Origin of the sequence: Faecalibacillus faecis (assembly GCF_003024675.1) — a bacterium.
Lineage (GTDB): Bacteria > Bacillota_I > Bacilli_A > Erysipelotrichales > Coprobacillaceae > Faecalibacillus > Faecalibacillus faecis.
Genome location: NZ_PYLP01000019.1, coordinates 1 through 16120, shown reverse-complemented (window position 1 = coordinate 16120; position 16120 = coordinate 1). Strand labels below are relative to the sequence as shown.

Sequence of the window (16120 nt, the reverse complement as noted above, 5' to 3'; positions counted from 1 at the left end):
TCATTTTTACTTTCCTATATATTTAGCAAATTTTGTATCTTTATAATTTGGGGATACAAAATTGATACTATCTTTATGTAAAGTTACACTTTCATCTGTTAAGTTTATCTTGTGATTAGTTCTTACTTCTGAATAACCTCTATAGAATTCTACAAAAGGTGTCACAGCACCAATCAATAAACAAAATATAAGTGGAACAATGCGTCTTTGAATAATTAACCGCTTATTTTTATAGTCAATATTACCTAAAACTTCTTTTATTACTAATAACATTAAACATGTTAAAAGTGGGATTGAAGCTCGCATTTCAAAATCATTTGATGTTCCAAATCGAAATGCTGCAATAAAAGGTAATGTAATCGCAATTGCATAAAACAGGTAATTCTTTTTATTATTTTTGTAAACAAATAAAAGATAAATATAGACTTCAACAATTAAAAATACAATCAACATAAACCAATTATACCATGAATCGCCTCCAATGTTTAAATTAAATAAAACACCTGCAGTTCCCGAAGATCTTGTATTCGAAAAAATGAATAAAAATAAAGGTAATGCGATGACTAAAGATAATATATTAACTATTGAAAAACCTTCTTTAAATAATCTTGTTATATCTTTTTTCAAAATATAATTAAATAAAATTTTAAATAAAATCAAGGCAAAACAACCAAATATTGGTAATGGTGAAAATAATATTAATAACGCTCCAATAAATACATCAAACTTTATGTGATCCGTTTGTAAAAATAATAATGTTCCTACCCAAACTGGAATTGCTTGATTAAATACCCAAAATAATTGTGTTGTTTGTGAACTAAATTGATAATAAATGTTCCATGGTTCGATATGATTAGAAAATCCTGTATTTCTTATAAGTAGTCCGATTACATCCAAACCACTAAATAATATAAATATTAATAATGCTAAAAATATTTTAAATGTTTTATCTGCTTTTGTATAGAATGCAACAAGAAAAAAGCTTAACGATATTCCTAACGCTGTCCATAAAAGCAAAATAATATTTCCAATATGCCATACTATAGATTTAGATAAACCAAGAAAAATAAAGATTTTACTGATAGTCGACGGTACTATCCAATGCCCAATGTAATAAGACAAAAACGAACCATCTTCAAAATAATACGGTGCTGTTCCAAAAATCATTTTTTTATAAATAGCGTTTCTACAACCCCAATCAGATGATTGATAATAAAGGTTTCCTTGCCCACCTAAAATACACCATATTAAAATAATAAACAAAACAAGAAATAGATATTTCTTATTTATTTTAATTGTATTATTAGTTTTTTTAAAATTCGCTTTACTTTGAAAAAAATGAATATATCCTATTATTAAAATACCAGCTATAGAGATATACCACTTACACCAAAATAAGAAAAATAAAGCAATAGGCAATTCTAAATATAATAACGATAAATTTAAGATTTTTCCTTTATTTATCTCTATCATATTGCTCTCCCAAATTTTCTTTAACACAATTTAAAGCTTCCGCAATAACTGCATCCATATCAAAATATTTATACATTCCAAGTCTTCCACCAAAGATAACTTTTCCATTTTGATCAGCTAACTCTTTATACTTAGCATATAATTTGTTGTTTCTTTCATCGTTTACTGGATAATATGGTTCATCTCCAGGTTTCCATTCTGAGCTATATTCTCTTGAAATTACTGTTTTATCAATATCATTTCCATCTTTGTCTTTTCCAAATTCAAACCATTTATGTTCAATAATCCTTGTCCATGGTGTTTCTCTATCTGTATAGTTGACTGCTGCGTTACCTTGGAAGTTAGGAATATCTAATAACTCAGTTTCAAATCTTACTGATCGATATTCTAATGTTCCTAATTGATAATTGAAATAAGCATCAATTGGTCCAGTATATACAACCTTATCAGCTAATTGATCAAGTTCTTCTTTATTTTCTAAATAATCAGTATTTAATCTTACTTCAATACCTTCTAACATATTTTCTACCATTTTTGTATATCCACCAACTGGAATACCTTGATATAACGCATTGAAATAGTTATTATCAAAAGTTAATCTTACTGGTAATCTTTTGATAATAAATGATGGTAAATCTTTACAATCTCTACCCCATTGTTTTTCAGTATAACCTTTAATTAGTTTTTCATAGATATCTCTACCTACTAAAGAGATTGCTTGTTCTTCTAAATTAGTAGGTTCATGTGTAATTTCTTTTCTTTGTTCTTCAATTTTCTTTGTTGCTTCTTCTGGTGTAACAACACCCCACATTTTATTAAATGTGTACATATTGAAAGGTAAACTATAAAGTTCACCTTTGTAGTTTGCTACTGGTGAATTTGTAAATCTATTGAATTCAGCAAATTGATTTACATATTGCCATACTTTCTTATTGTTTGTATGGAAGATATGTGCCCCATATTCATGCACATTAATTCCTTCTACTTCTTTTGTATAGATATTCCCTGCGATATTAGATCTTTTATCTACTACTAATACTTTTTTTCCTTTTTTTGTTGCTTCATGAGCAAAGATTGCACCAAACAATCCCGAACCAACTACTAAGTAATCATATTTCATCTCTTATCCCTTCTTTCTTAACCAATCAAATAATTTATTAACTATTTCGGCATCATTTTTATAATTAAATTTTCTTATAAACAATGATTCCTTAATATTAATTATTTCATTATAATCTTCTTTTTTAAATGTATATGGTTGTCCTCTTGTCCAATCAGTATATCTATTTCTTTGAAGTATTCTATTTTTTTCATTTAAACAATAATAATTATTTGAATAAAAAGGAGAGTTAAAAAGTAATGTTTGTAAGAATAGTTCATCTGCACAACATGTTTTCTTAAAATGTTTAATAACCCATGGTTTATTTTTTAATATGTATTTAGCAAAATCGTCAGTTATATCAAACCAATTTGAACCATATTGGAATTCTTTCCCTTTAGTTCTATCAATCTTTAATAATTTTTGTAGTTTCAAAAAGAATTCTCTTAAAAAAGTCTTAGGCTTTCTCTTGATTGCTGATTTTTCTCTAACAGATTCCATAAAAACATAATAATATTTAACTCGATCTTGTACTTTATTTTTTTCAGCTATTTCTTTTGGACTATATTCAACAAATTCTTTTCCTTTATTTTGTTCAAAAAAATCAAAGAATTCATTTTTTGTATATAAAGGTATATCACATCCAGAAATCAAATGATAATAATCATATGATTTCTTTACAGCATTTTCTAATAATATATACTCTGCTTGTATTTGTGAAAATGATCCCCAATAAATATTAATTTTTGGAACAAAATATACACTAGATTTTTTACATATATCCTTTAATACCTCTTCATTATAAGATTTTGCTTTTTTATCAATTAAAAAATAAAAATCAATATTTTTATCATCATACAAAGACAATAAATTTTTTGATATTTCCACATTATCATGTGTTGTTATTAATATTGCATGTCTCATTTATGATCTCCTTTTTAAAATTTTCTTTACTGTTCCAAATAATAACTCATCTCTTAATATAAGTAACATAACTAGATAGATAATACCTCCTATTGCTATTAAGATTGCGGTCATCATTACTGAAGGATACAAATATTTTGACAATAAATAAATTCCAATAAACATTACAAACGAAGCTATGAAATAAGATTTTGATTTTTTTATTACATCTACAAAATTTATTTCTTTTCTTATACATACTAATTGAAATAAATCAACACTTAATTCTGCAGCAACCGAAGCTATTGCAGCCCCAAAAGAAAGTAAATATGGAATTAGAATACAGTTTAAACAAAGATTGACAACTGATCCTAATATTGTTGATAAAGTATATATTTTTTGTCTTTGTGTAGGTATTAGATATTGAAATCCAACAATATTACTTATTCCAATAAAGACAAGAATTGGTGAAGTTACAAACAAAATATTTATTGAAGGTATAAATTCATCTCCTAAAAACCAGGGTATTAAATTTGTAGCAATACCCATGATTCCAAACATTATTGGACAAGAAATAGCTAATGTATATTGTAATGATTTTTTTGTGTAATCAATAATTTTTTCTTGATCATCATTAGCATATAAATGAGCTATTCTTGGGAGCATAACCGTACTTAAAGATGTAACAACTGTTAGCGATAATTTTATGATTTTTTGTGCCTGTTCATAATATCCAATTTGTGTTGTATTATTAGTTATTAACCCAATCATTAACTTATCTAAAACAGTATAGATTGAAATAGCTATTTGTGGAAAAAATAGAATAAGTGTTGGTTTTAAATGTTTTATAATTTTTAATTCTTTAAAAGGTACTCTCGTAATATGTTTATTTATTGTAAGCCACATTGATAAATTTCCTAACAATAACGTTCCTGAATAAATAAAAACATATAAAGATAAGTCTACTTTTGTTTTTACAAAAGTAAAAATACATATTATACCAATTATTTTTATCAATACATTTCTAATAACAATTACTTTGAATTCTTCAATTCCTTGATAAAAATAAGTAATATCCAACATGTTCGCTATTAAATCTAATAATTGAATATAAAATAAAAGTTTATATTGATTCATCATTTGTACTGTAAAAATAAAGACACATATACTAATTGCCATTGTCCCTATTTTTAACAGTAAAATTTCAAAAAATGTTTTACTTATTGCTATCTTATCTGATTGATGATATGCAACTTCTCTTTGCCCGTATAAATTCAAACCAATACAACCAAAAAGGATAAAATAAGTTGTTATAGATGCTGTATAACTATAGGCACCTATTCCATCTGGACCCAATATTCTTGAAACATAAGGAGTTGTTATTAATGGAAGAATGATAATTAATATTTGATATGCCAAATTAAAAATATAATTAATTGTCATCTTTTTTTTCATATTTTCTTTCTCCTATTTATCTATATATTCAATTTGAGGATGGAATTTTTTACCTTTTCTTACACTCTTATACATAATTTTTAATTTTTTCCATTTTCCTGACTGTTTACTTTTTAAAATCTTCTTTGTATCTAAAAATACACCATAATAATAAAGTAACATTGAAAGCTTATTTCCTTGTTGTTTATTTACATAGTACATATTTCTATATGAAAATTGGTATCTAAACAAGCGATCTGGATGATCTTGAGAAATATCTGTTGGAATATTACTATGCATCTTATGAACCACTATACTTTTAGAAACAAAATAGCTTGGTAAATAATCGCTTAATCTTTTTGTATATTCTGCATCATCACCCCAAACAAAGAATTCTTTAATTGGTAATCCTACTTTCTTTACAGAATCTTTTGTAAAAAAGCATGATACAAAAGAACATTGTTTAACTCGTAATAATCCTTCTTGAATAAGTTGTGTATTGTTGATCCATTCATTGGATACATTTGGAACATTCATTGCACATGGATTACCATCTTTCCATTCTACGTGACTACATAAAAAACCATATTCGCCATTTAAAATATGATCTGCATTCATTAATTCTTCTAACGCTGATGGTGTAGGAATTGTATCATCATCCATAATCCATAATTTTTCATAACCATCATTTACAGCTTTTTTTATTCCAAACTGGAATCCACCAGCTCCCCCTAAATTAGCACCTGTATTTTGATATTTAATTTGATTATTATCTATATAAGAGCTAATTGTTTCATAAGTACCATCAGTACTTGCATTATCAATAACTAAAATATCAAAATTTTTATATGTTTGTTGTAATAATGCTTCTATAGATTCTTTAAGTAATTCTTTACGATTATATGTAACAATAATTGCTATAACATCATTATTCATCCATTAAGCTCCTTTCATTTTATATTTAATTAATATGCGTGATATAAAGTACAATCTCTTACTAATCAAAAGACATAAAATCTTATATCCTTTTGATTGCTTTTGATAATATACATTTTGTTTCCAATTAGGATATTTTTTTTCTAAAATATCATAACATTCCTTCATTTCTTTATTCTTTTTTAATGGTAAAAGACGTAATGAATTTTGGAATAACAAATTGCTAATAAATAAATATTCTTTTTCACTTTTATATTCATGATCATCTACTTGACGATCAAACATTTTCATAGCCTGACAAATATCTAACATTTTTGGATTATAACTATTTTGCTTCATAATCGAATTATCTCTTTGTCTATAGGTATAAAATCCTTCACTCACGTAATAAATCTTTTTACAGAAATTAATATATTGTCCTGTCGTTGCTCTATCTTCATACCATAATCCTTTTGGATAAAGTATTTTATTTTCTTTTAAAATTGTTGTCTTAATAATTTTATTCCATGCTGCCGGATTGGCTAGTAAATACTCTTTATTAGTAATTAGTCTACTATTACCTTCTAGTATTTTATCTAAAATTCCTTTATCTTCCCATTGTTTAATATAATCAAAAATAATCAAATCTGGTGAATAGTTATTAATTACATTTGCAATAGTTTCAAGTGTATTTGGTTGAATATAATCATCACTATCAATAAAGAAAACATAATCATTATGAACGTATGGAATTGCAAAGTTTCTTGCATCGCTTAAGCCACCATTTTCTTTTACTAAATATTTAAATATATGTGGATATTTTTTTTCATATTGTTGAGCAATTTCACCCGAATCATCAGTTGATCCATCATTAACTAAAAACACTTCTAAATTACCTTTATAAGTTTGATTAACAATGGAATCTAAACAATCCGGTAAATATTTTGAAACATTATATATTGGTATTATTATAGAAAACATTAACTTTTTCTCCTTGAAATTATTTTTCTAGTCCACATTAATAATCTACAACATAAAAATCTCCTTTTTTTCAAACACATACAAAATAATTTATATAATTTTGGTTTCGCATTATAGTATGGATTTTTATCCCAATTAGGAAAATTATTTTCATGAGTTTTTAAACAAGTTTCTAACTCATCATATTTTTTAAATGGTAATAATCTTAAACTACTTCCATAAAATAAATGATGCAAAGATAAAAATTCTAATTCAAGTGGATATTCATCCAAATATGGTGATAAATTATTGATAGAGTTGATCATTTCTAACATTTTAGGGTTATATTTAACTTGATTCATAATAGATTGACTTCTAAATTGATAATAATATATTCCTTCATGAATATATCCAATTTTTTTTGTATATTTAACTAAACCAGGTATTACCGCTAAATCTTCATACCATATCTTTGTTGGAAAGCGTACACCGTTTTCTTGAAATATACTTGTTTTAAACATTTTATTACAAGCATTTGGTGTTGATAAAACATAATGTTTATCATCTATAATTTCCATTGCTTGTTCATGAATAAAATCAACATTGTCGTATTCCTTTACAAAATCATATACAAGAATATCTAAATCTTCATTATCCATTTTTGTACATAATCTATTTAATGAATTTTCTTTTATATAATCATCACTATCAACAAATGTGACATATTTTCCTTTTGCATATGGGATTCCAAAATTACGTGTATCTCCTAATCCACCATTTTCTTTTGAAAAAATACGAATAATATTTGGAAATTTTTCTTCATATTCTTTCATTATATCTATTGAAGAATCTGGAGAAGAATCGTTTATTAGAAGAATTTCATAATCATCCAAATCTTGTTCTAATAAAGAATCCACGCATTTTCTTAAATACTTTTCAGTATTATATATTGGAACAATAATACTTAATTGTTTCATTTAACCAGTCCTTTCTTCTTTGTTTGATAATATTTCATAAAGAAAACAATTATTAAAGTAAATCCACAATGCCAAATATAAGTTCTATATACAGCACCAAAATATCCTCTTATCCAGAAGAATAGTAAAGGCATTGTATATGCAAATAATAAGTATAAGAAATAATTTTTATGTTTATTTTGATAAACAAGTTGATATGCTATAAACCCAATCAAAATACCTAAAACAAAGGCAAATAGCCATCCAAACCAATGATATGAATAAAATAGTTCTGCAATGTATGATCCTCCAATAGGTTGTTTATATGTATAAATATGTTTTGTAAAAATCATTTTATCTACAACACCACTATTAAATCCACCAATATTTGGAATAACTAATAAAATCGGTAGAATATAGTTTAAACCGTAGGCTTGTGATGGATTTGATTTAATTGTGAAGCAAACTGTTGCAAAGGTTGATCCAAATTCTGATAGGGTTGCAATTAATTGGTTATTACTCAATGAATATACAAAAATATCAAATATTTCTTTCATATTAAAAGAAGTAATATTTCGAGCACTAGCTATAAAGTTTAATAAAACAAGTCCTGCATATCCAATAAAACATAATGCAATAATTTGTTTTTTTGAAAGATGTACCACATATTTTTCCCAAACAATAAATAGACCTAATAAAAAAACAATAGCTTCTCCTCTTCCACCACAAGACATCATTACAACTTTATAAACTACTGTTACAAAAAATATAATATTTGCTTTTCTTTTTTCATTTGAAAAACCAATTACTAAGGCAAAAATTCCAAAATTGAAGAAATCTGCAACTGTTTCAACAAAATCATGAACTTGTAAATTGAATGTATTTAAATATCCACCTTGCATAAATAATAAGAATTTTGATACATCAATATATAATGTTGGTAAAATTCCAATACCCACACATACAAGACCAATAATCTTGATTTTTTTCAAAGAGATATTCTTTCCTTTATTGAATAAAGTAATATTTCCTTTCTTTTCTAAAAAACGATAAATAAATATAATTCCTAAAACAAGCATCATTTGTGAAAGTAATGTAAAAAAAGCCGCCTTTTTATATATATCAAATTTTATATACCACAGCGGAAATAATACATTTTTCCCAAAATCTTTACCAAAAGCTTTTATTGGCAAATGCCCAAAATTAAAAACATAACTTAGTAAAATAAAGAAAATAGGAAAAGAGATTATTTTCTTTTCAAAGTTATATAAATAAAAAATATGTAAAATTAACTGTAGCAGCGAAATAATAAAAAAAGCAATGAACCATGCTTGTTCTCCTTTAATAGGAAAAGTAAGTAATCCTAAAAAAGATATAATTATTTCACTTATTAATAACATAGTTTTTTCGCTATATTTTCTATTAAAAATCCGAATCATTATCTAACTCCTTTATAAATTTTCATTAACGAACTGGGAATCAATCCCACAATCAACGGTTTTACAGCATATAAATATATACTAAATGGAACTTTTTCATTTTTCATCCACATATATTTTAATTTAGCTTCTTGTATTCTAAATTTATATTTTCTTTTTTTCATTCCTTGTAATCCTTCTCTATACAAAAGCAAAATAGTATCTAGATTAAAGATTTTATAACCTTTTTTTGTCATCTTACACCATAAATCATAATCTTCAGCTCTCAAAGTTAAATTATTTACTGTATAACCATCAACAGACAATAATGCTTCTTTTCTCATCATTACAGTTGGATGAACAATTTGAACCTTTTTGATTGCATCGTAGAAAGAAACACTTCCTGAATGAATTTGAAAATCCTTATAAATTTCATCATTTTCATCAATACATTGACACTTACAACCAACAACTACTATGTCTGAATTATCTTCTAAATAATTATATTCAACTTCAAATCTATTAGGCAAACTAATATCATCACTATCCATTCTTGCGATATATTTGCCTTTTGCACGTTCAATACACCTATTTAAAGATGTCGCCAAACCAAGATTTTTTTCATTTTTAAAAAAAACAATTCTATTATCTTGTTTAACATATTTTTCAATAATATTACTGCTTCTATCAGTTGAATAATCATCGCAAATTATTAACTCAAAGTTTGAAAAACTTTGAGTTAAAATAGAATCAATAGCTTTAGCAATATACTTTTCATCATTATAAACACTCATTATAACAGAAATTTCTGGCTTCACACTATCACTCCAATCCATAAATACTTTTCATTTTACTTAAAATAGCTTTCAAAGAAAACATTTTGCTTTTTTCGCGATTATATTTTTTCATATCATCAAAATGATTTTTTTTATTTATTAATATGTCAGATAAATCATTTTCAAAATTGTCTAATTTTATAACGTATCCTCCTTTTTGATCAACTAAATCGTGATTTCCTCTTATATCACTTACTATACAAGGCAGTCCACAAGCCATTGCCTCCATCACCGAAACAGGCAATCCCTCTCTTTTAGAAGGAAAAACAAAAATATCACAACATTTCATAATAGAAAAAATATCGTTTCTAAAACCTAAAAAATGTACTCTGTCAAAAACATTTTTTTCTTTTGCTATTTTTTCAAGATTTTCTTTATTCTCTCCTATACCACAAAGTATATAGTGATAAGTCTCAGGAAGTTTTGCTAGAGCTTTAATAACAACTTCTTGATTTTTATTACGATTTATTTCACCAACTGACAATAACAAAGTAGTTCCATTATTATCAATTCTTGTATCATCAAGAAATTTGTTTCTATCGTATTTTGTTTTTTTGATAACATCAGTATCAATTCCTACACCTGGTACATATTCAACTTTTCCATTTTCTTTTAGTTTAAATTTTAAAGCATTTTCATAATCCTCTTTATTAATGGTAATTAAAATATCTGTATATTTTGCTGCATATTTTTCAATAGTTCTAAAAATAAAATTTTTAACTGGATTGTTTCCTTTAAAGAAATGAAAACCATGTGCAGTATAAATCATTTTTGTTGTTTTATAATGTATAGAATTTTTATTTGCTAGTCGTGCAACAAAACCACCTACTGGTGTATGACAATGAATAATATCATATTCATTATCATCAAGTACTTTTTTTAACATTTTATAAGCTTTTATATTTTTTGGACTTAATGGATTTCTTTGAAAACAAATATTATATTTATGATCACAGTAATCAAATATTTTGTCTCCATTAGATGCAACACCCACTACATAACCCTCTTCTTTAAATAATTTTAAATAAGGAATATGAAATGCTTGAATATGCCCATCCACGTGTGCTACAAATAATACCTTTTTATCTTTCATATTTTAAATCTCCAAACATTTTTGTAATTACTCCTACTTTTCCAATCAACAATCTTAAAATAGGATTAAATAAAGAAATATAAACAACTTTAATATTATCTTCTTTCATTTGACTTCTTACTGTGTCATATGTACACATATATTGATCATTTTGTGGTAAAAGGATGCCTTTCTTTTCCTCATTAATAGTATCTAAAATACTCTCACACAATTTATCTATAGTAATAGAACTTCTTTCATTTTTTAGAGTTGGAAAAATGTGAACCTTTTTTACTGCATTTATCAATTTAGTCATATTACCTGGACTATTTTTACCATATACCATAGGTGGTCTTAATACTGAAACTTTAAAAGTATCATCAGCTAGTTTTAAAATCTCATTTTCCGCTTGTAGTTTACTTTTACCATAATTGGTATTTGGATTAGTTTTTGTATTTACAGTAATTAAATCATTACTATAAATAAGTCCATAAACACTCATCGAACTCATAAATATAAAATGTTTTACTCCGTAAGATTTTGATAACTTAGCAATCTCAACTGCTAAATCTCGATTCACTTTATAATATAAACTTGCATTTTCTTTTGTTTCTTTAATATGTGCAATTCCTGCCACATGATAAACAACATCAAACTTTGAAAAATCAAATTGTTTCCACGAATCATCTCTTACATCTAATTCCTCTACATAATAATCATTAGGAAATTCCTTCAAATAATCTCTAAAATGACTACCTATGTAACTACCTTTTCCTGTAATTAATACTCTTTTCACTATTTTTCCTCCTTATGTAATTCGCCTGTTCCTCCTTCAACTACACCATCATGTTTTAATACAGATGTAATTGTTCCAAAGAAACATTTTAAATCAAATAAGAATGAGATTTTTTCTATATATTCACCATCAAGTTTTGCTTTCACAGGAATTTCTAATTCATCACGCCCGTTAATTTGTGCCCAACCTGTAAGGCCAGGTCTTACATCATTAGCATGATATTTATCTCTTTCAGCAATTAGATCATTTTGATTCCATAATGCTGGTCTAGGACCAATAACAGCCATTTCCCCTTTTAATATATTAATAATTTGTGGTAATTCATCTAAAGAAGTTTTTCTTAGAAATTTACCTGATTTTGTTATGTATTGATCTGGATTTGATAACATATGTGTTGGCATATCTTTTGGTGTATCAACATACATTGTTCTAAATTTGTAAATATTAAAATATGATTTATTAATACCAATTCTTTTTTGTTTAAAAAGAATTGGTCCTTTACTATCTAATTTAATCCAAATACATAAAATTAAAAATATTGGGCTTAATACAATTAATCCACATAACGCTAAGATAAAATCTATCCCTCTCTTTAATCCATTTCTATACATTAAATAACCACCTTTCCATCTTCAATAGAAGAAAATTCTTCTATTTTCTTTCCACTAAAACTGTTGGTCTATCGACACTTGAACTATTTACAAAAGAATAGACAGCAATAAATGCATCACGATTAATAACACTATTTGCACAAATAACGCAACCATTTCCTATAGTTGAATTAGGTTCAATAACTACATTTGAAAAAATAACACATCCTTGACCTATTTTTGCATAGTTTGAAACAATAGATTTATTACTTATAAGATTCACAACATTAAATCCTATTTCTTGTGCTTGTGTTATGAGTTCTTCTCGAAGCCTGTTGTTGCCAATAGCAATAAAGATATTTGAATATTTTTCACGTAAGACTTGAATATCCTTCATACCACCAATTACTTTACAATCATTAATTGTTTTTTCAACTAAACCATCATCCAAAAAAAAACAATATCATCGTAAACTTCTCTAGCAATATCCAAACAACATCTGCCATGTCCACCAGCGCCGACAATAATTAAGTCCATTTTTCTTCCCTTCTCTATATGCAAAAAAAGGCATAACAGTGTTATGCTTTTTTTAGTCTTTACTAATAATTTCTAGTCCTACTTGAACACTCGACACTTGTCCAAGTAGATTGACATCAACGTAGGCAATACGTTTATGTCGATCTATCTTTGTAATATATCCTTCTAAACCCATAAGTGGTCCTTCAATAATCATAATTGTATCACCTTTAATATAACCTTTAGATACATCTACTATATGGTCTTCTGTACTAAATCTCGCTAGAAATAGTGCCTCTTGAGGATATATTGGATAAATATCTTCTCCATCATTTCCTAACAGTTTTGTAAGATCAGGTATTTCCTTTAATTGCGTATATAAATCATCTATTTTATCAGTAATAACAAAGATATATCCTTTAAATAATACTTCTTCTACTAATTGCCATTTCCCTCTAAATTTCTTTTGTCTTTTGCAACAAGGAATAAAGCATTCTAATAAAACATCATGATCTATATGAAATTGTAATTTCTTCGCAATTGCTTCTTCTTTTCCTGTTCTTACTTGAACTACATACCAATTGTCAAACATATAAACCTCCTTTTAGATACGCTTCGCCCATCGAATAACGAACATTATTCGACTAGTGAAGGTATGACAGATAAATTTTCATAACGCGACCCTGCGACGATTACTGCTATTTATCTTTTTTATAAGTTTTGAGGTTGATAAGTATCAACAATTTCTTTGATATTTTTTCTGATATCTGTACTATCTTGATAAGCAACTTCTTTTAAATGAACTAATTGATTAAAGAATTTTTCTTCATCTAATTCAATTGGTTTACCAATATGAATGAGTTTATTAGGAGTATCTTGCATTCCTTCTTCTTTCATCAATAATTCTTCATATAGCTTTTCACCAGGTCTTAAACCAGTGTATTCAATCTTAATATCGATATCAGGTTCATATCCTGATAACTTAATTAAGTTTCTTGCCATATCATCAATCTTAACAGGTTCTCCCATATCCAAGACAAAGATTTCTCCGCCTTTAGCATAAGCCCCTGCTTGTAATACAAGCGAAACGGCTTCAGGTATTGTCATGAAGTATCTTATGATATCGGGGTGAGTTACAGTAACCGGACCTCCTGCTTTGATTTGTTTTTTAAATAATGGAATTACAGATCCATTTGAACCAAGTACGTTTCCAAAACGTACCGCTACATATTCTGTATTTGATTTTTTATTATATGATTGAACAATCATTTCACACATACGTTTTGTAGCACCCATAACATTTGTTGGGTTAACTGCTTTATCTGTAGAAATCAAGATAAATCTCTTTGTTCCATATTTATCGGCAGCACGTACAACATTTAACGTTCCAAATACATTATTTTTTACAGCTTCACATGGTGAATCTTCCATTAATGGAACATGCTTATGCGCTGCTGCATGATATACAATATCCGGATGATATTGTTCAAATAAATGATTAACTTTGTCTGTATTTCTTACAGAGGCAATTAATGTTTCTAAATTTAAGTGTGGATACTTATCTTTTAATTCCAATTGAATATCATAGGCATTATTTTCATAAATATCTACAATAATTAATTGTTTTGGATTACTTGCAGCTATTTGTCTACATAATTCAGACCCAATAGATCCTCCACCACCAGTAACCATAACCACTTTATCTTTAACATATTCCATGATTTCTGAAAGATTAACTTCAATTTGATCTCTTCCAAGTAAATCTTGAACTTCAACATCTTTTAAATCAGATAAATGAACATCCCCGTTTAGAATTTGATAATATCCTGGAACTCTCTTTAATCGGCATTTTGTTTCTTTACAAGCATTTAATACTTCAGCTAGTTTTTTATGATTGGCAGCTGGCATTGCTACGATGATTTCATCGATTTTTTCTTCTTTGCATACTAATTTTAAAATATCGCGTCCACCTTTAATTCTTACATTATGGATTTTTCTTGCCCATTTATTGTCATCATCATCAATAAAACAAACGACTTCTTTATGTAAACCAGTACTATTTGTAATTTCTCTTAAAATCTTTTCTCCTGCACTTCCAGCTCCATAGATAAGAACTCTTTCTTTTTCTCTTGTTTTATTACCCATATATTCTCTTCTAAACATTCTAATCAAACGGTATGAATATCTAGATCCACATAACCCAAGTAAAAAGATAGCTAAAATCATTAGATAACATGAAGCTGGTAATGTATTTCCTGTTATATAGCTGATAACAATGATAGCTAATGTTGAAGTAATTGATGAAAATATTATATTCCACAATTCTGCAATAGAAGCATATTTCCATATTCCTTTATACATTTCAAATGCATACAAAATCCCATAACATACAATCAAAATTGGTATAATAATAGAATTAGCACGTTGAAGATACATGGTTTCAATCGGGCCATTAAATCTTAAAACTAGCGCACCATAAACACTTAAAATTATAGTGAATATATCCGCAATAAACAACCCAAAGACACGCAGTGCTTTCTGTTTATCCATTTTTATAACATCTCCCAAACTTATATATACTTTTATTTTTTTACACTCTAATACAACTTACATCAATAATAGCATATATCTACCATATTTGCCACTTTATGTCAAATTTTTACTACAAAAAAGCTATGAAACTTTTAAATAAATTTCATAGCTTTTTTGTGGAATATTGAAAGTCAAAAAGAGTGTAGAAAACTACGCTTGCTTACTTGCTATACGCATTTTCTGCAACTCTTTCTTTCATGTCAATACCCCCGTCTTTAGAAGTTATCACTATATTTTTTAGAACTACATTTAAACCATTTCTTTCAATATGTCGATTTTATCGGCTTTTTTTATACTTTTAATTTTTTTATATTATTTTTTATGTTATAATTTATATAGTGATAGTAGTGATATATTATTGGAGGTGTTTCTATGGCTTTTTTCCTTAAAAAATCTACTCTTAAAGGTCGTACCTATCTTTCCATCGTTGAAAGTTATTACTCCCCTCAAAAGCATGGTGGTGCCCATCGCACCCATAAGTCACTTGCTTCTGTTGAAACTTGGAAAGCCAAAGGTATCGATGATCCTATTGCCTATTTTCAAAAAGAAGTGGATGAACT

The 16120-nt window shown here is 26.9% G+C and carries 15 protein-coding genes and 2 pseudogenes; 1 reads left to right on the top strand and 16 read right to left on the bottom strand.

The annotated features are described in order from the left end of the window. Positions 1-6: 6 nt before the first annotated feature. From C7U55_RS11350 to C7U55_RS11280, 16 genes and pseudogenes are all read right to left on the bottom strand, one after another. Positions 7-1473 carry a hypothetical protein gene (locus tag C7U55_RS11350; RefSeq protein WP_106988660.1) on the bottom strand — a complete coding sequence of 489 codons (1467 nt, stop codon included), beginning with the start codon at positions 1471-1473 and terminating at the stop codon, positions 7-9. Then, on the bottom strand, positions 1457-2593 hold the full coding sequence (gene glf, locus C7U55_RS11345) for a UDP-galactopyranose mutase (RefSeq protein WP_106988659.1): 1137 nt from the start codon (positions 2591-2593) through the stop codon (positions 1457-1459). Before glf ends, C7U55_RS11350 begins: the two co-directional genes overlap by 17 nt. A gap of 3 nt (positions 2594-2596) precedes the next feature. After that, positions 2597-3496, bottom strand: coding sequence for a beta-1,6-N-acetylglucosaminyltransferase (locus C7U55_RS11340; RefSeq protein ID WP_106988658.1), 900 nt, complete (start codon positions 3494-3496; stop codon positions 2597-2599). Then, positions 3497-4930 carry a flippase gene (locus C7U55_RS11335; protein WP_106988657.1) on the bottom strand — a complete coding sequence of 478 codons (1434 nt, stop codon included), beginning with the start codon at positions 4928-4930 and terminating at the stop codon, positions 3497-3499. 12 nt (positions 4931-4942) lie between these two features. Further along, positions 4943-5845 carry a glycosyltransferase family 2 protein gene (locus C7U55_RS11330; protein ID WP_106988656.1) on the bottom strand — a complete coding sequence of 301 codons (903 nt, stop codon included), beginning with the start codon at positions 5843-5845 and terminating at the stop codon, positions 4943-4945. A 3-nt stretch (positions 5846-5848) separates the two neighbouring features. Beyond that, positions 5849-6805 (bottom strand): glycosyltransferase family 2 protein, encoded by a 957-nt coding sequence (locus C7U55_RS11325; protein WP_106988655.1) that lies wholly within the window; start codon positions 6803-6805, stop codon positions 5849-5851. Then, on the bottom strand, positions 6805-7761 hold the full coding sequence (locus C7U55_RS11320; protein WP_106988654.1) for a glycosyltransferase family 2 protein: 957 nt from the start codon (positions 7759-7761) through the stop codon (positions 6805-6807). The genes C7U55_RS11325 and C7U55_RS11320 overlap by 1 nt, the downstream gene beginning before the upstream one ends. Continuing rightward, the gene (gene wzy / locus C7U55_RS11315) at positions 7758-9179 is read right to left on the bottom strand and encodes an O-antigen polysaccharide polymerase Wzy (RefSeq protein WP_106988653.1); all 1422 of its coding nucleotides are present in this window, start codon (positions 9177-9179) and stop codon (positions 7758-7760) included. Before wzy ends, C7U55_RS11320 begins: the two co-directional genes overlap by 4 nt. After that, entirely contained in the window at positions 9179-9976 is a 798-nt protein-coding gene (locus tag C7U55_RS11310; RefSeq protein ID WP_227213006.1) for a glycosyltransferase family 2 protein, read from the bottom strand. Before C7U55_RS11310 ends, wzy begins: the two co-directional genes overlap by 1 nt. A 4-nt stretch (positions 9977-9980) precedes the next feature. Next, on the bottom strand, positions 9981-11087 hold the full coding sequence (locus C7U55_RS11305; RefSeq protein WP_106988651.1) for a glycosyltransferase family 4 protein: 1107 nt from the start codon (positions 11085-11087) through the stop codon (positions 9981-9983). Next, on the bottom strand, positions 11077-11862 hold the full coding sequence (locus C7U55_RS11300) for an NAD-dependent epimerase/dehydratase family protein (protein ID WP_162297446.1): 786 nt from the start codon (positions 11860-11862) through the stop codon (positions 11077-11079). The genes C7U55_RS11305 and C7U55_RS11300 overlap by 11 nt, the downstream gene beginning before the upstream one ends. Next, complete coding sequence (locus tag C7U55_RS11295) at positions 11862-12473, bottom strand: sugar transferase (protein ID WP_106988649.1); 612 nt, start codon at positions 12471-12473, stop codon at positions 11862-11864. Before C7U55_RS11295 ends, C7U55_RS11300 begins: the two co-directional genes overlap by 1 nt. 40 nt (positions 12474-12513) lie before the next feature. Then, positions 12514-12849, bottom strand: a complete 336-nt coding sequence (locus C7U55_RS14030; protein WP_239985201.1) for an LbetaH domain-containing protein — start codon at positions 12847-12849, stop codon at positions 12514-12516. After that, positions 12823-12989: pseudogene (locus C7U55_RS14285) on the bottom strand (PglD-related sugar-binding protein); the annotation flags it as partial. The gene C7U55_RS14030 and the pseudogene C7U55_RS14285, both read right to left, overlap by 27 nt. 52 nt (positions 12990-13041) lie before the next feature. Beyond that, positions 13042-13560 carry an antiterminator LoaP gene (gene loaP, locus C7U55_RS11285; RefSeq protein ID WP_106988648.1) on the bottom strand — a complete coding sequence of 173 codons (519 nt, stop codon included), beginning with the start codon at positions 13558-13560 and terminating at the stop codon, positions 13042-13044. 119 nt (positions 13561-13679) lie between these two features. Beyond that, positions 13680-15518 (bottom strand): polysaccharide biosynthesis protein, encoded by a 1839-nt coding sequence (locus C7U55_RS11280; protein WP_106988647.1) that lies wholly within the window; start codon positions 15516-15518, stop codon positions 13680-13682. A gap of 414 nt (positions 15519-15932) precedes the next feature. On the opposite strand from C7U55_RS11280, the pseudogene C7U55_RS11275 reads away from it, so the two are divergent. After that, positions 15933-16120: pseudogene (locus tag C7U55_RS11275) on the top strand (IS1634 family transposase); the annotation flags it as partial.